Here is a 17439-nt window from a genome sequence, read left to right on the forward strand (position 1 = left end):
TGCCCGACTTCCCTCAACGGCTCCGCGTCGGAAAACCCTTCCCCCTGCTCATGCGCGAGCACGAGGATGCCCCGACCGCAGCTGGGCACGGCAGGCGCACATCTCAACAGTAGGCCGCGGACGCCTTCCTCGGGCAGCGGTCGCCGACGGTTGCCCGAATGCGCCCCGGCCACCCCTATGCATCTGATATGCGCCGATCGGGTGGCCTTCAACCGCTACTCCTCGGCCGAAAGAGCGACGTCCGCCGCGGCCTCGGGTCCCTGGTCGAGCAGGACGTTGAAGCCCTCCTCGTTCAGGACGGGCACCTTGAGCTGCATCGCCTTGTCGTGTTTCGATCCGGGGTTGTCCCCCACAACGACGAACGAGGTCTTCTTCGACACCGAACCGGTCACCTTGGCGCCGCGGCTCTGCAGGGCGTCCTTGGCACCGTCCCGGGTGAAGTGCTCCAGGGTGCCGGTGACGACGACGGTAAGCCCTTCCAGCGGGCGGGGTCCTTCGTCCTCTCCGGTGCTCTCCTCCTCCATGCGGACGCCGGCGGCCTTCCACTTGCGCAGGATCTCCTGGTGCCAGTCCTCGGCGAACCACTCCTTGAGGGAGGCGGCGATGATCGCGCCCACGCCGTCGGTGTTCGCCAGCTCCAGCTCGTCGGCCTGTTCGATGCGGTCGATGGAGCGGAACTCCCGCGCGAGCGCCTCGGCGGCGACCGGGCCGACGTGCCGGATCGACAGGCCGGTCAGGACGCGGGCGAGCGGGCGCTCCTTGGCGGCCGCGATGTTCTCCAGCATGGCCAGGGCGTTCTTCTTCGGTTCGCCCTGCTGGTTGGCGAAGACGGTGACGATCTTCTCCTCGCCGGTCTTCGGGTCCCGCTTGGGCAGACCGCTGTCCTGGTCGAGGACGTACGCCTTGATGGGCAGCAGCTGCTCGACGGTCAGGTCGAACAGGTCGCCCTCGTCCTTCAGCGGCGGGTCCGCCGGCTCCAGCGGCTTGGTGAGGGCGGCCGCGGCGACGTACCCGAAGTGCTCGATGTCGAGGGCCTTGCGGCCGGCGAGGTAGAACAGGCGCTCGCGCAGCTGGGCCGGGCAGGTGCGGGCGTTGGGGCAGCGCAGGTCGACGTCGCCCTCCTTCATGGGCCGCAGCGGCGTGCCGCACTCGGGGCACTCGCTCGGCATCACGAACTCGCGCTCGCTGCCGTCGCGCAGGTCGACCACCGGCCCGAGGATCTCGGGGATGACGTCACCGGCCTTGCGCAGCACCACCGTGTCACCGATGAGGACGCCCTTGGCCTTGACCACGTCCTGGTTGTGCAGGGTGGCGAACTCGACCTCCGAGCCGGCCACCGTCACCGGCTCGACCTGCGCGTACGGCGTGACGCGGCCGGTGCGGCCGACGCCGACGCGGATGTTGACGAGCTTGGTGTTGACCTCCTCCGGCGCGTACTTGTAGGCGATGGCCCAGCGCGGCGCCCGCGCGGTGGAGCCGAGGCGGCCCTGGAGCCGGATCTCGTCGAGCTTGACGACGACGCCGTCGATCTCGTGCTCCACCGAGTGCCGGTTCTCGCCGAAGTAGGCGATGAACTCGCGGACGCCGTCGAGGTCGTCGACCACCTTGTTGTGCCGGGAGGTGGGCAGACCCCAGGTCTTCAGCAGGTCGTACGCCTGGGAGAGGCGGGTGAGGCCCTCGAAGCCCTCCAGGGCGCCGATGCCGTGCACCACCATGTGCAGCGGGCGGGTGGCGGTCACCCGCGGGTCCTTCTGGCGCAGCGAACCGGCGGCGGCGTTGCGCGGGTTGGCGAAGGGCTTGTCCCCCGCCTCGACCAGGCGGGCGTTCAGCTCCTCGAACTTCTCCCCGGGGAAGTAGACCTCGCCGCGGATCTCCACGAGGTCGGGGACCTCGTCCCCGTCGAGGCGGTCCGGGATCTCCGCGATCGTGCGGACGTTGGGGGTGATGTCCTCGCCGGTGCGGCCGTCGCCCCGGGTCGCCGCGCGGACGAGGCGGCCGTGCTCGTAGGTGAGGTTCACGGCGAGGCCGTCGACCTTCAGCTCGCACAGGAAGTGGTACTTCTGCTCGCCCAGTTCGCGCGCGATGCGGTCGGCCCAGCCGGCGAGTTCGTCGTCGTTGAAGGTGTTGTCCAGGGAGAGCATGCGGGAGCGGTGCTCGACGGCGGTGAACTCCGTCGCGTAGGAGCCCGCGACCTTCTGCGTCGGGGACTGCGGGGTGCGCAGCTCCGGATACTGCTCCTCCAGCGCCTCCAGCGTCTTCAGGAGCTTGTCGAACTCGGCGTCGCTGATGACGGGAGCGTCCTTCACGTAGTACCGGAAGCGGTGCTCCTCGATCTGCTCAGCGAGCTGCGCGTGCTTCTCACGTGCCTCGGCGGGCACTGCCGTCTCCGCCTGCTGCTTGTCGCCGGCCACCGTGTGGTCCTCCCGTTACTCTGGGTTGTCCGCGAGGGATCTCGCCGCCTGGACGCAGTGGGCGAGCGCCTGGCGCGCGTACGCCGGGGAGGCGCCCGCGAGCCCGCACGCCGGCGTCACCGTGACCGCCTGAGCGAGCAGCCCCGGGGACAGGCCCAGCCTGCGCCACAGCGTCCTGACACCCATGACGCTACCGGCAGGGTCTGACAACGGGCCGTCCGTGCCCGGCACGACACCGGCGAACAGCCGGGTGCCGCCCTCCACGGCCTCGCCGATCGCGTCGTCGTCACGCTCGGTGAGCAGCGAGAAGTCGAAGGAGACGGCTGCCGCGCCGGCCCGGCCCAGGAGTGCGAAGGGCACGTCGGGGGCGCAGGAGTGGACCACGACGGGGCCGCCGGTGTGCACCGCGACGGTGTCCCGCAGGGTGGCCTCCACGATCTGGCGGTCGACGGCGCGGTGGGTGCGGTAGCCGCTGGCCGTCCTCACCCGGCCGCGCAGGACCGCGGTGAGGGACGGCTCGTCGAGCTGGAGGACGAGCTGCGCGCCGGGGACGCGCCGCTGCACCTCGGCGAGGTGGAGGCGCAGCCCCTCGGCGAGAGAGGCGGCGAGGTCGCGGCAGGCGCCCGCATCGGAGAGGGCGGCCTCGCCGTTCCTCAGCTCCACGCTCGCGGCGAGCGTCCACGGCCCGACGGCCTGCACCTTCAGCGGCCCGGTGTAGCCCTGGGTGAACTCCTCCAGCGCGTCGAGGTCCTCGCCGAGCCAGGACCGGGCCCGCTTGGTGTCGCGGCCCGGCCGGTCACCGAGCCGCCAGCCGCTGGGCTCCACGCGCGCGTACAGCTCGACGAGCATGCCGGCGGTCCGGCCGATCATGTCCGCGCCGGGGCCGCGGGCGGGCAGTTCCGGCAGAAACGGGAAGTCCTCGAAGGACCCGGTGACGGTCTTGGCGGCCTCCCGGGCGTCCCCTCCGGGCATCGACCCGATCCCGGTGGCGCCCCCGAACCTGAACTGGCTGTCTTCGCTCACGTCTGAAGCCTACGTAAGCGTCACCGGTGGTCCGTCGCCGACTGCCGCCGGCCGGGCGCCCCGGCGCCTGCGCGCGGGCGCCCGGGCACGGGGTCAGCGCCCGGGCCGCACCGTCAGGTCGTTGACCTCGGCGTCCTCGGGAAGGTCGATCGCCATCAGGATCGTCGTGGCGACCGACTCGGGGTCGATCCAGCGGGACGGGTCGTACTCCTTGCCCTCCTGCTGGTGGACCTTGGCCTGCATGGGGCTGGCGGTGCGGCCGGGATAGACGGAGGTGACGCGGACACCGCTCGCGTGCTCCTCCTGGCGCAGCGCGTCGGCGAGGGCCTTCAGTCCGTGCTTGGACGCGGCGTACGCCCCCCACTCGGCGTGCGCGTTCAGGCCGGCGCCGGAGTTGACGAACACCACGTGACCGCGGGCGACACGCAGCTGGGGCAGCAGCAGCCGGGTCAGCTCGGCGGGCGCGATCAGGTTGACGTTGAGCTGGTGGCGCCAGGACTTCGGGGTCAGGTCGCCGACCGGGCCGAGGTCGACGACGCCCGCGATGTGCAGCAGCGAGTCCACGCGGTCCGGCAGCGACTGGTGGGACAGCGCCCAGGACAGCTTGTCGGGGTCAGCGAGGTCGCCGACCAGGGTCCGCGCGCCGGGGAACTCGGCGGCCAGTTCCTTCGCGCGCCCCGCGTCACGCGCGTGCAGCACGAGGTCGTCCCCGCGGGCGTGCAGGCGGCGGGCGACGGCCGCGCCGATGCCGGAACCGGCTCCGGTGATCACATGTGTAGCCATGCCCGCCATGCTCGCACCACCGCGGGGTCAGGCGATGCCCTGGCTCTCCTCCAGGTAGGCCAGCGCGCCCACCGGCTCCTCGGCGAAGAACACCAGGTCGGTGAGCGGGCGGGGCAGGAAGCCCTCGTCGTCCATGCGGCGGAACTGCTCCTTGAGGCCGTCGTAGAAGCCGGCGGTGTTCAGCAGTACCACCGGCTTGTCGGTGTGGCCGTGCTTCTTCAGCTCCAGGATCTCGGTGGCCTCGTCCAGCGTGCCCGTGCCGCCCACCATGATCACCACTGCGTCGGCCTTCTCCAGCAGCAGCCGCTTGCGCTCGGCGAGGTCCTTGGCGATCACCATGTCGTCGACGCCCGGGCGGACCTTGGCCGCCAGGAAGTCCACCGAGACCCCGCACAGCCGTCCGCCGGCCTCCTGCACGCCGTCCGCGACGACCTTCATCAGGCCGACGTCCGAGCCGCCCCAGACGAGCGTGTGACCGCCCTTGCCGAGCAACTCGGCGAACTCGCGCGCGGGACGGGTGTAGCGGTCGTCGAGGTCGGCGGCGGAGAGGAAGACACAGATACGCATGGAGCCACCGTACGCGGGAAGAACCGGCGCCCGGAAAACGCTGTTCCTCGACATGACCCGTGGACACACCATCACCGTCGAGCGAAGCGACCGGCACGTGCGCGTGGTGCACGACGGTCAGGTCCTGGCCGAGAGCGACCGACCGCTCGTCCTGCACGAGACCGGCTGTCCGCCTCGCTACTACCTGCCCGCCGAGGACGTACGGCTCGAACTCCTCACCCCTTCCGACACGCACACCCACTGCCCGTTCAAGGGGACGGCGTCCTACTGGTCGCTGCCCGGCGCCCCGGACCTGGTGTGGTCGTATCCGGACCCGAAGCCGGACGTGGCGCAGATCAAGAACCACCTCTGCTTCTACGAGGTGGAAGTGTCGTGACCCCTGCGCCGCGTCATCTGCGGCAGTCTGCTCTGCCATGGAGAAGCAGGAGAAGCAGGACGGTCACAGCAGTCTGACGGTGGTGTCGCGGGACGGCACCCGCATCGCCGGTGTGCGCCACGGCGACGGTCCGCCCGTGATCCTGGTGAGCGGCGCGATGTCCACCGGGCGCACGCTGGCCCCGCTGGCCGAGCGGCTCGCCGGGCACTGCACGGCCGTGGTGTACGACCGCCGGGGCCGTGGCGAGAGCGGTGACACGGCCCCGTACGCGGTTCAGCGGGAGGTCGAGGATCTGGCCGCGCTGATCGACGCGGTGGGCGGCGAGGCGGCCCTGTTCGGCGTCTCCTCGGGCGGCGCGCTGGTGCTCGAGGCGGCGGCGAGCGGGCTGCCGGTCCGTCAGGCGGGCGTGTACGAGGTGCCGTACGCGGACTTCCTGCCGGACGGCGCCGAGCGGCACGCCACCTATGTACGGAACCTGACCGCGGCGCTCGCCGAGGACCGGCGCGGGGACGCGGTGGAGCTGTTCCTGCGCCTGACCGGGCTCGGCGAGGAGGTGATCCGGGGCGCGCGCCAGTCGCCCATGTGGGCCGGCATGGAGGCGGTGGCCCCCAGCCTGGCGTACGACGCGGCGGTGATGGGCGACGGAGTGCTGCCCCGCGAGCGGCTCGCGGCGGTCACCGTACCCCTCCTGGTGGTGGCCGGCGGGGCGAGCCCGGCGTGGATGCTGGACGCGAACCGGGCGGTCGCCGAGGCGGCGCCGCACAGCGACCACCGGGTTCTTGAGGGACAGACCCACATGGTGGAGCCGGACGTCCTGGGCCCGGTGCTGACGGACGTCTTCTGTGGGTGAGGCGCGACAGGATCTTCCGGCGGTGAGGGGCCCTCTGGGACATGCGGGGGGTGAGGGCCCCGAGCCTTGCGTGGGTGAGGGCCCCCGGGCCTTGCGGGGGTGAGGGGCCCCCGGGCCGTCCCGGGAGTGAGGGGCTCTCGGGCCTTGCGGGGGTCAGAGGCCCCCGGACCTTGCGGGGGTGACGGGTCCCCGGCCCGTCCCGGGGTGAGAGGCCGACCCCGGGGTGAGAGGCCGGCCCCGGGACGTCCGGGTGAGGCGCGCCCGGGTCAGGCCACGCCGGCCGTCGCGCGCGTGGTCGTCGCGATCGTCGCCGACCCCACCACGCGCGTGCCGTCGTACAGGACGATCGCCTGGCCGGGGGCGACGCCGCGGACCGGCTCGGCGAAGGCGACCTTCAGCTCGCCGTCGGCCAGCTCCGCGGTGACCTCGGTCTCGTCGCCGTGGGCGCGCAGCTGGGCGGTGTAGGTGCCGGGGCCCTCCGGGGCCGTGCCGCACCAGCGCGGCTTGATAGCGGTCAGGGCGGTGACGTCCAGGGCGGCGGCCGGGCCGACGGTGACGGTGTTGGTCACCGGGGAGATGTCGAGGACGTAGCGCGGCTTGCCGTCGGGGGCCGGGGTGCCGATGCGCAGGCCCTTGCGCTGGCCGATGGTGAAGCCGTACGCGCCCTCGTGCGTGCCGACGCGGTTGCCGGCCTCGTCGACGATGTCGCCCTCCGCCTTGCCGAGGCGCCGGGCGAGGAAGCCCTGGGTGTCGCCGTCGGCGATGAAGCAGATGTCGTGCGAGTCGGGCTTCTTGGCGACGGCGAGCCCGCGCCGCTCGGCCTCCGCGCGGATCTCCTCCTTGGTGGTGACCGTGTCGCCGAGCGGGAACATCGCGTGGGCGAGCTGCTGCTCGTCCAGCACACCGAGGACGTACGACTGGTCCTTGGCCATGTCGGAGGCGCGGTGCAGCTCGCGGGAGCCGTCCTCGCGCACGATCACCTGGGCGTAGTGGCCGGTGCAGACCGCGTCGAAGCCCAGGGCGAGCGCCTTGTCGAGCAGCGCCGCGAACTTGATCTTCTCGTTGCAGCGCAGACACGGGTTCGGGGTGCGCCCGGCCTCGTACTCGGCGACGAAGTCCTCGACGACGTCCTCGCGGAAGCGGTCGGCGAGGTCCCACACGTAGAACGGGATGCCGATGACGTCCGCGGCGCGGCGGGCGTCCCGGGAGTCCTCGATGGTGCAACAGCCCCGCGCGCCCGTGCGGAAGGACTGGGGGTTCGCGGAGAGCGCGAGGTGGACGCCGGTCACGTCGTGGCCCGCCTCGGCGGCGCGGGCCGCGGCGACGGCGGAGTCGACGCCGCCCGACATGGCGGCGAGGACGCGGAGGGGGCGGGAGCGCTGCGGGGTGTCAGTCATAGCCCTTCCAGGGTACGGGGGCGCGGGAACCGGGATCGCCGGATATGCGTTGACGACCACATGGGGGATGCGAAGAGTGATGCGGACCGGCGGATCGGGCGCCGTGCCCTGCTGATCGGCGGCGCGGCGGCCGCCGCGGGCACGGCCGTGCTGGCCCGTGACGAGCTGGCGCATCTGTGGTGGCGGCTGCCTGGGGTGGAGAAGGAGCGGGTGGCGGGCGCGGTCGACTTCCGGGGCGCGCTGTGGGTGGCGGCCTCCACGGCGAACTACCGCAGGGCCGACCGGCCCGACGACTACCCGATCGACCGGGTGGTCGTCCATGTCACACAGGGCAGTTACCGCAGCGCCGTGAAGGTGTTCCAGGACCCGGGTCACAAGGCGGCGGCGCACTACATCGTCCGTCAGGACGGGCATGTGACGCAGATGATCCGCGAGCTGGACGTGGCCTTCCACGCGGGCAACCGGGAGTACAACGAGCGCAGTGTCGGCATCGAGCACGAGGGGTTCGTGGACCGCCCGGGCGACTTCACGGCGGCGATGTACGCGGCCTCGGCGCGGCTGACGGCCGGAGTCTGCCGGCGGTACGGCATACCCGTCGACCGGGAGCACATCATCGGCCATGTCGAGGTGCCGGGCACGGACCACACCGACCCGGGACCGCACTGGGACTGGGACCGCTACCTGGCTCTGGTGCGGCGGGCGAGGACGGCGCCGGCCTGAGGCGAAAATCAAGGTCTGCCCCCTTCCGTCCCGCTCCACGCGTTCTATCCTGGTTGCAGGCCTACGAGGCGAGTGAGGGAGTTCGACCGGAGTAGCCGACTTGAGCGAGAAGCCCCGGCTTCCGCTGAGGCCGACGTCGACGGTCGGGCTGAGAGGCCGGACGGTGCAGTCCACGGCCGGAAGGCGACCCCCAGTACCTGATCCGGACCATGCCGGCGAAGGGAACCCGCTTCGTAGGTCGCTGCATGTGATCCCGCGGTGCGGGCCCGCCTCCTGCTCGACGGGAACGTCGGCTCTGCGTCAGTCCCGCTGTGGGCCCGCAGAACGTCTGCTCTACGTAAGTCCCGCCGCGCGGGCCCGCTCGACGGCCGGGCCGATGGCCTTGGCCAGGGCCTCGATGTCGGCCTCGGTGGAGGTGTGGCCGAGGGAGAAGCGCAGGGTTCCGCGGGCCAGATCGGGGTCGACGCCGGTGGCGAGCAGGACGTGGCTGGGCTGGGCGACGCCCGCGGTGCAGGCGGAGCCGGTGGAGCACTCGATGCCCTGGGCGTCCAGCAGGAGCAGCAGGGAGTCGCCCTCGCAGCCGGGGAAGGTGAAGTGCGCGTTGGCCGGCAGCCGGCCCCCGGGCGCGGGATCGCCGCCGAGGATCGCGTCCGGCACGGCGGCACGGACCGCGTCGACGAGCTGGTCGCGCAGGGAGCCGATCTCGCGGGTGAACCACTCGCGCTGTTCGGCGGCGAGACGGCCGGCGACGGCGAAGGAGGCGATCGCGGGGACGTCGAGGGTGCCGGAGCGGACGTGGCGTTCCTGGCCGCCGCCGTGCAGGACGGGGACGGGGCTGTACTCACGGCCGAGGAGCAGGGCCCCGATGCCGTAGGGGCCGCCGATCTTGTGGCCGGAGACGGTCATCGCGGCGAGCCCCGATGCGGCGAAGTCGACGGGGACCTGCCCGAAGGCCTGCACCGCGTCGGAGTGCAGCGGGACGCCGAACTCGGCGGCCACGTCGGCGAGTTCCCGGACCGGCTGCAGCGTGCCGATCTCGTTGTTCGCCCACATGACCGTGGCCAGCGCGACGTCGTCCGGGTCGCGGGCGATCGCCTCGCGCAGGGCGTCGGCGTGGACCCGGCCGTGACGGTCCACGGGGAGGTACTCGACGGTGGCGCCCTCGTGCTCGCCGAGCCAGTGGACGGCGTCCAGGACGGCGTGGTGCTCGACGGGGCTGGCCAGCACCCGGGTGCGGGCCGGGTCGGCATCGCGGCGGGACCAGTACAGGCCCTTGACCGCGAGGTTGTCGGCCTCGGTGCCGCCGGAGGTGAGGACCACCTCGCTGGGGCGGGCGCCGAGCGCTTCGGCGAGGGTCTCGCGGGCCTCCTCGACGGTGCGGCGTGCCCTGCGGCCGGATGCGTGGAGGGACGAGGCGTTGCCGGTGATGCCCAGCTGGGCGGTCAGGGCCTCTGCCGCCTCCGGGAGCATCGGCGTGGTCGCCGCGTGGTCGAGGTAAGCCATGGTGTGCCGATTCTACGGGGCACCTCCGGGCGGCCTCGGCTCCAGGGCGGCCGGATCGCCCCGCGCACGCCCGCGGCGGCACGAGCGGCCGTACCCCTGCGCGGATCCGGGGCGCGGCCGTGACGCTTCAGAAGCTCCAGGAGACCGAGTGGTCCGCCTGCATGAAAGCGAACAGGACGACCAGGTCGGCCACGCCCAGTGCCAGGCCCAGGTAGGCGCGGCCGCGGCGGGCCGTGCCGCGCCACAGGGCGACGGAGGCCAGGGCGATGGAGATCGGGCCGAGGAAGAGGTTGAGGACGAGCAGGCCCAGCAGGCCGAGGATGAACGAGGCGACGGCCATGCCGTCGGTGTCGCGCATTCCGGTACGGCGGCTGCCGGTCGTGCCGGTGCGGCGGTCGGCCGGTGCGGTCAGTTGCATGATGGTCGGCTCCCGACGGTCGAAGTCGTGGTGGACGTGCGGACGGTCACCTGGCGGGCGTGCCGCGACGGCGGGCGTGGCGCTCGCGGACGGCGAAGACGGCCAGCCAGACGGCGATGACGACAGCGGCGATCGCCGTGAAGGACAGCGGCGCGTGGGCCACGGTGCCCATGACGACACCGAGCAGCAGAAGTGCGGCGACGAGGAAGAGCATGGGATGAAGCCCCCTGTCGAGATGCTCTCGTGAAGTTTGGGTGAACGGTTGTAGTAACACTTGTTCACTGACTACCCAGTCTAGCGCGCTCCACGGCTTTTCAATTCCGGAGAACAGTTGTTAACTGCATGGCATGAGTCACACCCTCGGCGTCCGGCAGGCCCAGAAGCTCAAGACCCGCCAAGCCCTCCTGGACGCGGCGCTCGGCCTGCTGGAGGGGCAGAGCCTGAGCAGCCTGGGCCTGCGCGAGGTCACCCGCGCGGTCGGCGTCGCCCCGACCGCCTTCTACCGCCACTTCCGCTCCATCGAGGACCTGGGCGTGGCGCTGGTCGAGGAGGCGCTGGGCAGCCTGCACCCGATGATCAGGACGACGGTGTCCACGGCGGGCGACCACGAGGAACGCATCGTGCGTGCCGTCGAACTGATCGCCCGTCATGTGGACGCGTACCCCGCACACGTCCGGTTCATCGCGCGGGAGCGACATGGCGGGGTGCAGCCGGTACGGGAGGCGATCCGCGAACAGCTGGCCCGGTTCGCCGACGAGGTGAAGGCCGAGCTGGCCAAGGACCCGGTCTCCGCGGGCTGGAGCGAGGACGACCTGCTGATGCTCGCCACGCTCTACGTCGACCAGATGCTCATCACCGCCTCGCTCTTCCTGGAGTCCCTGGAGGCGTCGCGCGCGGAGCGTGAGCGGGTCACCCAGGTGGCGACCCGGCAGATGCGGCTGATCAGCATCGGCCGCCACCACTGGCTCGACTGAGCCGCCTCACCCGGGCGGGTACGACTGCCGCCGAGCCCGGACGCTGCCTCGTCCAGACCCGGACGGCTGCCTCATCCGGGCCCGTACAGCTCCGCGACGGACGCGGCCGCGCGGGCCAGTTCCTCGCGCACCTCGGGCGGGGAGAGCACCTCGACGCGGTCGGAGAAGGCGAGCAGCTGGCGGGCCTCGGCGACTACGCCGTACGACAGACGGGCCGTCACCCAGTCGCCGTGCCCGTCGTCGTCGGGGAGACCGACGAGCGTGGACGCCATCAGGCGCTGGAACATGTCGAGCCGGTCGCGCCGGACACGCACCACCACCTCCAGCGCGCCGGGCCGCTCCTCGACCTGACGGCGCAGCACCTCCCACGCGTCGGCGAGTTCGACGCCGGGCCGGCGCCGCACCGCTTCGTCGAGGAGCCTCGCCGAGCGCACCCGGTCGGCGCGGAACAGCCGCGGCCGGCCGCGCCGGTCCGCGACGAGGTACCAGACGCCCGCCTTGGAGACCAGGCCGTAGGGGTCGACGGTGTAGGTGCGCGGTTCGCGCTCGCCGCTGTGCCGGTAGCGCAGCCGCAGACGGCGGTCGGCGAAGACGGCGTCCTGCAGCACGTCCAGGTCGACGGCCTGCCGGGGGCCGCCGCGCCAGCGGGTGGCGTCGACCAGGATGCGCCGGCTGGTCACCTCGGCGGCCGGGCGGTGCGGGGCGGGCAGCGCCGCCATCACCTTGCGCAGCGCCGAACCCAGCGCGGCGTCGAGCCCGAGCGCGGCGTGCGCACCCTCGGCGGCGAGGATGAACAACGCCCGGGACTCGTCCGCGGTCAGGCCCGTGACGTCCGTGCGGAAACCGGCGAGGAGCCGGATGCCGCCGTGCCGGCCGCGTTCGGCGTAGACGGGGACGCCGGAGGCGGACAGGGCCTCGATGTCGCGGTAGACGGTGCGCACCGACACCTCCAGCCGCTCGGCGAGTTCATGCGCGGGCACGCGGCCGCGGGTCTGCAACAGCAGCAGGATCGACAGCAGGCGGTCGGACTTCACGGCCTCAGCATCGCGCCCCCGGAAACCCCCGGGCAAATGTTGACGGGAACTGTCAGGTTAAAGGCCGAACCTCGGCGTACCGACCGAGAGAGAGGTACCCGATGAACGCCATCGACCCGCGTCCCGTCTACACCCGCGCCACCGAGCAGGCCGCCGCCCTGATCCGGACGGTCCGTCCCGAACAGCTGGACGGGCCCACCCCGTGCACCGAGTTCGACGTACGGCGGCTGCTCAGCCACATGGTCGGCGGCACGCTGCGGATCGCCGTGGTCGGCGAGGGCGGCGACGGCATGGCCGTGCACCCGTTCGCCGAGGGGGTGGAGGACGCCGGCTGGCCCGAGGCGTACGACGAGGTCCGCACGCGGGTGCTGAAGGCATGGGAGCCGGACGAGCGGATGGACGCGCCGGTGCGTGTCCCGTGGGGCGAGGTGCCGGGGTGGCAGGCGCTCTCGGGGTATGTGATGGAGATCGTCACCCACACCTGGGACCTGTCCGAGGCGCTCGGCCACCCGCTCCCCCTCGACGCCGCACCGGCCGAATTCGCCCTGGCCACGGCCGAGCGCGTGCTGCCCGCGACGCCCCGCGGCGGGGACACGCCGTTCGAGCGGGTGCGGCCCGCCCCGGAGGGGGCTGGCACCTACGCCCGGCTCGCGGCCTGGCTGGGCCGCGAACCCCTCAGCCGAGCCTGACCCGGGCCAGCTGCCGGGACTGGGCGACCAGCCGGTCGGCGCTGTCCCAGACCTCGGCGTCCTCCTCCAGGAAGCCGCCGGCGAGGTTGCGCGTGGTGATGGCCACGCGCAGCGGGCCGGCGGCCGGGCGCGCGCGCACGTGCACGGTCAGCTCGACCGTGGGCACCCAGCCCTTGAGCCCCATTTCGAAGGCGGTGGGCGGCAGGGCGTCCACCGCCAGCAGCAGGGAGAGCGGGTCGGCGTCGCGGCCGTCGGCGAGACCGAACCAGGCCCGCATCTCCCCGTTGCCGGAGGGCTGCCCGAGCGCCCAGCCCAGGGTGGCCGGGTCGAGCTTGATCATCAGCCGGTCGGTGATGGCGGAGCTGCCGGGAATGGGGGCGGGACTGTCCTGGGGACCGAAGCACTGCTCCATGGGCGGGATGGCCGGGGGCTTCGCCGTGGTGCGCACGTCGTCGGGCAGCTCGGCCAGGTCGCCGTAGGAGGCGAGGACGCGGATCCGCTCGACCTCCTGGCCCTCGTCGTCGTACTGGAAGAGGGACGCCTGACCCGTGGAGAGGGTGCGGCCGGCTCGGACGACGTCGGTGCGGATGACCGCGGGGCCCGGCTGGGAGGCGGTGAGGTAGTGCGCCGAGACCGTGAACGGGTCGGGGTGCGGCAGGGCGTCGGCCAGGGCGCGGCCGAGGACGGCCAGCAGATAGCCGCCGTTGACGGCGTTGATGATCGTCCAGCCGGCCGAGAGGTCGATGTCGTAGACACCGGGGGCGCGGCGGGTGACGGCGGTGTCGCGGTCGAACTCGCTGTCGCCGATCACGGCCCGGGGGGCCGCTGCGGAAGCTGCTTCTGGCATGCCATGAACGGTACAACAGGTAACTACTAAGCGGTAGCTTTTCTGTCCTGTGACCCCGCCCGCACCGCCGCCCAGGTGAGGCTTCGGCAATTAAACGGTAAGTGTCCGTATCGGTCCGTAAACCTTGAGGGCGTTATCGCCCTCTCTAGGGATATGAGCCTCACCGGGACTCCGTTCCTCTACCTCTTGATCGTGCTGGCCGTCGTGGCCGTGCTCGTTCCTCTGGTCCTGTGGTCACGGCTGCGCGGACCCAAGGCCCTGCGCGCCGCGGCCCGGCTGCTGATGCTGTTGTTCGCCCAGGGCACCGCCGTCGCCCTGGTGTTCGTCCTGGTCAACAATTCCAACAACCTGTACGACAACTGGGACGACCTGCTCGGCACCGGCGACCACGTCCACCAGGCCGCCGACCTCGGGGCGAACGGCACGGGCAACATCGCGCTGGACAAGCTGCCCAAGGTCAAGCAGAAGTTCAGCCCGGCGACGGGACCCGGCATGCGCGAGGCCGGCGGCGTGCAGGTCACCCAGCTCAAGGGGCAGGTGTCCGGGGTGGACGCCGAGGTCTACGTCTGGCTGCCGCCGCAGTACCACCTGCCCGGCTGGCGGCACTACAAGTTCCCGGTCGTCGAGGTGCTGCCGGGCTACCCCGGCTCGGCGAAGGCCTGGTTCGGGTCGATGAAGGCGCACGAGCAGCTGCTGCCGCTGATGCGCTCCGGGGAGGTCGCGCCGTTCATCCTGGTCGCGCCGCGCACCAACCTGCTGGCGGGCGTGGACACCGGCTGCGCCAACATCCCCGGCACGGTCAACGCCGACACCTGGCTCAGCGTCGACGTGCCCAAGATGGTCACGGACAACTTCCGCACGCAGCCCGCGCCGGGCGGCTGGGCCGTCGCCGGCTACTCCGCCGGGGCGCACTGCGCGGCCAAGCTGGCCGTCGCCCACCCCGACCGCTACCGGGCCGCCGTGAGCCTGTCCGGGTACAACGACCCGATCGGCGAGAGCAACTCCCTCGCCGCGCAGACCCGCGCGCTGCGCGACGCGAACAACCCGTACATGCTGCTGCGCAAGGCGAAGGTGCCGCCGCAGATCGCCCTGTACCTCTCCGGCCAGCCGCGCGACGGGTACGAGGCGGCCATGGCCCTGAAGCAGGCGGCCAAGGCGCCCACGACCGTCCACGTGGTCTATCTGCCGCGCACCGCCGGCGGGCACACGATGGCCCTGTGGAAGCCGCAGGTCGACACCATCTTCCGCTGGCTGTCGGTGCAGATGGGCAAGCACGGCGTGAAGGACCCCACCGCGTCGGCTCCGCCGGCCACCCGGAAGGCGGGCTCCACCCGCGCCGAGCTGGCCAGCGGGGAGCCCTCCGGGGGTGCGGCGGGTCGCAAGCAGTAGCCTCCGGCGGCCTGCGCAAAGGATCGTTTCGGCCGGGGTGCCTTCGGAGGGGAGCCGGGGGGTCTCGGGGGGGCTGGATGAGGTGATTCGTCGGGTGCGGGTGCGTCCGGGGTCGGGCGCGCAGTTCCCCGCGCCCCTGGGTGGGTTGGGGGGACGTCGGTCGGTCGGTTCCGTGTCCAGGGTGGGTTGGCGGAACGTTGGTCGGTCGGTTCCGTGGCCTGGGTGGGCTGCCGGAACGTCGGTCGGTCGGTTGCGGTGGGTTACTCCTCGCGTACTGTCGAGCGGCGGTTCCAGGCTCGGGGGGCTCGCCAGTGGAAGCGCATCGCGAGCAGGCGCAGGACGAAGGCCGTCAGCGCGGCCAGGCCGCTGGCCAGCGGGGTGAGTGCGTCGTAGCGGATGCACAGGGCGACCATGGTGGAGCCGACGATCGCGGGCACCGCGTACAGGTCGCGGTCCCAGCGCAGCAGGGACGGCACCTCGTTGGCGAGTACGTCGCGCAGGACACCGCCGCCGACCGCGGTCGCGAGGCCGAGAGTGGCCGACGCGGTCAGGCCGAGCCCATAGGCGTACGCCTTCGTCGTCCCGGCGACGCAGAACAGGCCGAGGCCGGCGGCGTCGAAGACCAGGACCGCCGCCTGGATCCGCTCGACGTGCGGATGCAGGAAGACGACCACGAGCGCGGCGAGCAGCGGTGTGAGGAAGTAGCCGAGGTCCGTGAACGCGGCCGGGGGCACCGCGCCGATGATCAGGTCCCGGAACAGCCCACCGCCCAATGCGGTGACCTCGGCGAGGACGGCGATGCCGAAGACGTCGAAGTTCTTGCGCACGGCCAGCAGCGCGCCCGAGATGGCGAAGACGAAGATGCCGACCAGGTCGAGCGTGTGCTGGACGGACGGGCTGAAGAGCTGGGGGATCACCCGAACATTCTGACGTCTCGGGGGGCGTGCACCTGGCAAAGCCAGGCCACGCCCCCCGCGCCGCTACTTCTTGGAGCCGTCCGGGGAGCCCGGCTGCTCGGTGTCGCCGGCCGAGCCCTCGACGGACGCGGCCTCGCCGGGCGCCTCCGCCGACGCGGACTCGGCGCCCGGTGTCTCGTCGGGGGCGGCCTCCGCTGACGCGGACTCAGCACCCTCCGCCGGGGCCTCCGCCGACGCCTCGCCGTCAGCGGCTTCCGCCGACACGGTCCCGGCGCCCGGCGTCTTCGCGGGGGCGGCCTCCGCCGACGCGGGCTCGTCGCCCTCCGCCGGAGCCTCCGCCGACGCCACCTCCGCCGCCACCGCCGCCGACGTCTCCGCCGATTCCGCGAGGACCTCGTCGGCCACCAGCTCCGCCGCCTCCTTGGCGACGGTCAGCAGGACCGTGTCCTGCGGCTGCTGGTCCTCGAAGTTCTCCGGGTGGTGGCACGCGACCCGCTGCCCCGGCCGCAGCTCGGCCAGCGGCGGCTCGGTCGTCGCGCAGATCTGCGTCGCCTTCCAGCACCGCGTGTGGAAGCGGCAGCCGCTGGGCGGCGAGATCGGCGAGGGGACGTCGCCCTTGAGCAGGATGCGCTCGCTCTTGGCGTTCCTGCGCCGCGGGTCCGGGATCGGCACCGCCGACATCAGGGCCTTGGTGTACGGGTGCATCGGCGACCGGTACAGCTGCTCGCGGTCGGCCAGCTCCACGATCTTGCCGAGGTACATCACCGCGATCCGGTCCGAGACGTGCCGGACGACCGACAGGTCGTGCGCGATGATCACGTACGTCAGGCCCAGCTCCTGCTGGAGGTCGTCCAGCAGGTTCACCACCTGGGCCTGGATCGACACGTCCAGCGCGGAGACCGGCTCGTCGGCCACCACCAGCTTGGGGCTGAGCGCGAGCGCGCGGGCGATGCCGATGCGCTGGCGCTGGCCGCCGGAGAACTCGTGCGGGTAGCGGTTGTAGTGCTCGGGGTTGAGCCCGACCACCGACAGCAGCCGCTGCACCTCCTTCTTGATGCCGCCCTCGGGCGTGACGCCCTGGAGCCGGAAGGGGGCGCCGACGATGGTGCCGATGGTGTGGCGCGGGTTCAGCGACGAGTACGGGTCCTGGAAGATCATCTGCACGTCGCGGCGCATCGGGCGCATGCCCGTCACCCCGAGGTGCGTGATGTCCTTGCCCTCGAACTCGACCTTTCCACCGGTCGGTTCGAGCAGCCGGGTGATCAGCCGGCCCATGGTCGACTTGCCGCAGCCCGACTCGCCCACGACGCCGAGGGTCTCGCCGCGGCGCACCTCGAAGTCGATGCCGTCGACCGCGTGGACCGCGCCGACCTGCCGCTGGAAGAGGCCCTTCTTGATCGGGAAGTGCTTCTGCAGCCCGGTCACCTTCAGCAGGACGTCACCGTGGGCGGCGTCCTTGGTGAGGGTGGCCGCGCCCGCGGTCCTCGTCTCGGTGCCGTCGCTCTGCGCGGGCAGGGTCACGTCCGTGTCCTTGGAGTTCT

18 protein-coding genes are annotated in these 17439 nt (G+C 72.3%); 6 read left to right on the top strand and 12 right to left on the bottom strand.

The window, feature by feature from the left end; all coding sequences use genetic code 11:
- Positions 1–215 precede the first annotated feature (215 nt).
- The 4 genes from ligA to AB0E88_RS11910 form a co-directional block, all read right to left on the bottom strand.
- Positions 216–2411 (bottom strand): NAD-dependent DNA ligase LigA, encoded by a 2196-nt coding sequence (gene ligA / locus AB0E88_RS11895; protein WP_361627873.1) that lies wholly within the window; start codon positions 2409–2411, stop codon positions 216–218.
- Between the two features lie 15 nt (positions 2412–2426).
- A complete protein-coding gene (locus AB0E88_RS11900) occupies positions 2427–3434 on the bottom strand; it encodes a methionine synthase (RefSeq protein WP_361627876.1) in 1008 nt (335 codons plus the stop codon).
- A 93-nt stretch (positions 3435–3527) separates the two neighbouring features.
- Positions 3528–4226, bottom strand: a complete 699-nt coding sequence (locus AB0E88_RS11905) for an SDR family oxidoreductase (protein WP_361627879.1) — start codon at positions 4224–4226, stop codon at positions 3528–3530.
- 18 nt (positions 4227–4244) lie between these two features.
- Positions 4245–4784: a TIGR00730 family Rossman fold protein gene (locus AB0E88_RS11910; RefSeq protein WP_361627882.1), complete on the bottom strand. Its 540-nt coding sequence runs from the start codon at positions 4782–4784 to the stop codon at positions 4245–4247.
- A gap of 52 nt (positions 4785–4836) precedes the next feature.
- Here AB0E88_RS11910 and AB0E88_RS11915 point away from each other — a divergent pair, with 52 nt between their 5' ends.
- Both AB0E88_RS11915 and AB0E88_RS11920 read left to right on the top strand, forming a co-directional pair.
- Positions 4837–5160: a DUF427 domain-containing protein gene (locus AB0E88_RS11915; protein ID WP_361627885.1), complete on the top strand. Its 324-nt coding sequence runs from the start codon at positions 4837–4839 to the stop codon at positions 5158–5160.
- Between the two features lie 37 nt (positions 5161–5197).
- Complete coding sequence (locus AB0E88_RS11920) at positions 5198–6010, top strand: alpha/beta hydrolase (protein ID WP_361627888.1); 813 nt, start codon at positions 5198–5200, stop codon at positions 6008–6010.
- A gap of 266 nt (positions 6011–6276) precedes the next feature.
- Here the strand turns inward: AB0E88_RS11920 and mnmA are convergent, their stop codons facing one another.
- Entirely contained in the window at positions 6277–7407 is a 1131-nt protein-coding gene (gene mnmA, locus AB0E88_RS11925; RefSeq protein ID WP_361627891.1) for a tRNA 2-thiouridine(34) synthase MnmA, read from the bottom strand.
- A 60-nt stretch (positions 7408–7467) separates the two neighbouring features.
- On the opposite strand from mnmA, the gene AB0E88_RS11930 reads away from it, so the two are divergent.
- Positions 7468–8127 carry an N-acetylmuramoyl-L-alanine amidase gene (locus AB0E88_RS11930; protein ID WP_361627894.1) on the top strand — a complete coding sequence of 220 codons (660 nt, stop codon included), beginning with the start codon at positions 7468–7470 and terminating at the stop codon, positions 8125–8127.
- A gap of 333 nt (positions 8128–8460) precedes the next feature.
- On the opposite strand, the gene AB0E88_RS11935 is transcribed toward AB0E88_RS11930, so the two are convergent.
- From AB0E88_RS11935 to AB0E88_RS11945, 3 genes are all read right to left on the bottom strand, one after another.
- Positions 8461–9630 carry a cysteine desulfurase family protein gene (locus tag AB0E88_RS11935; RefSeq protein ID WP_361627897.1) on the bottom strand — a complete coding sequence of 390 codons (1170 nt, stop codon included), beginning with the start codon at positions 9628–9630 and terminating at the stop codon, positions 8461–8463.
- 127 nt (positions 9631–9757) lie between these two features.
- Complete coding sequence (locus tag AB0E88_RS11940; protein WP_361627900.1) at positions 9758–10048, bottom strand: DUF4190 domain-containing protein; 291 nt, start codon at positions 10046–10048, stop codon at positions 9758–9760.
- Positions 10049–10094: 46 nt separating this feature from the next.
- Positions 10095–10262: a hypothetical protein gene (locus tag AB0E88_RS11945; protein ID WP_361627903.1), complete on the bottom strand. Its 168-nt coding sequence runs from the start codon at positions 10260–10262 to the stop codon at positions 10095–10097.
- A 133-nt stretch (positions 10263–10395) separates the two neighbouring features.
- On the opposite strand from AB0E88_RS11945, the gene AB0E88_RS11950 reads away from it, so the two are divergent.
- Positions 10396–11022, top strand: a complete 627-nt coding sequence (locus AB0E88_RS11950) for a TetR family transcriptional regulator (protein ID WP_361627905.1) — start codon at positions 10396–10398, stop codon at positions 11020–11022.
- Between the two features lie 71 nt (positions 11023–11093).
- Here the strand turns inward: AB0E88_RS11950 and AB0E88_RS11955 are convergent, their stop codons facing one another.
- Entirely contained in the window at positions 11094–12056 is a 963-nt protein-coding gene (locus tag AB0E88_RS11955; RefSeq protein WP_361627907.1) for a YafY family protein, read from the bottom strand.
- 101 nt (positions 12057–12157) lie between these two features.
- Between AB0E88_RS11955 and AB0E88_RS11960 the strand changes: the two genes are divergently transcribed.
- On the top strand, positions 12158–12745 hold the full coding sequence (locus AB0E88_RS11960; RefSeq protein ID WP_361627910.1) for a TIGR03086 family metal-binding protein: 588 nt from the start codon (positions 12158–12160) through the stop codon (positions 12743–12745).
- Here the strand turns inward: AB0E88_RS11960 and AB0E88_RS11965 are convergent.
- Positions 12732–13592, bottom strand: a complete 861-nt coding sequence (locus AB0E88_RS11965; RefSeq protein ID WP_361627913.1) for a thioesterase family protein — start codon at positions 13590–13592, stop codon at positions 12732–12734. The genes AB0E88_RS11960 and AB0E88_RS11965 overlap by 14 nt on opposite strands.
- A gap of 153 nt (positions 13593–13745) precedes the next feature.
- On the opposite strand from AB0E88_RS11965, the gene AB0E88_RS11970 reads away from it, so the two are divergent.
- Complete coding sequence (locus AB0E88_RS11970) at positions 13746–14981, top strand: alpha/beta hydrolase-fold protein (protein ID WP_361627916.1); 1236 nt, start codon at positions 13746–13748, stop codon at positions 14979–14981.
- Between the two features lie 260 nt (positions 14982–15241).
- Here the strand turns inward: AB0E88_RS11970 and AB0E88_RS11975 are convergent, their stop codons facing one another.
- A complete protein-coding gene (locus AB0E88_RS11975; protein ID WP_361627919.1) occupies positions 15242–15898 on the bottom strand; it encodes a trimeric intracellular cation channel family protein in 657 nt (218 codons plus the stop codon).
- Positions 15899–15961: 63 nt separating this feature from the next.
- Positions 15962–17419 carry a dipeptide ABC transporter ATP-binding protein gene (locus AB0E88_RS11980; RefSeq protein WP_361628033.1) on the bottom strand — a complete coding sequence of 486 codons (1458 nt, stop codon included), beginning with the start codon at positions 17417–17419 and terminating at the stop codon, positions 15962–15964.
- Between the last annotated feature and the right edge of the window lie 20 nt (positions 17420–17439).

It is taken from the genome of Streptomyces sp. NPDC028635 (assembly GCF_040637635.1).
Classification (GTDB): domain Bacteria; phylum Actinomycetota; class Actinomycetes; order Streptomycetales; family Streptomycetaceae; genus Streptomyces.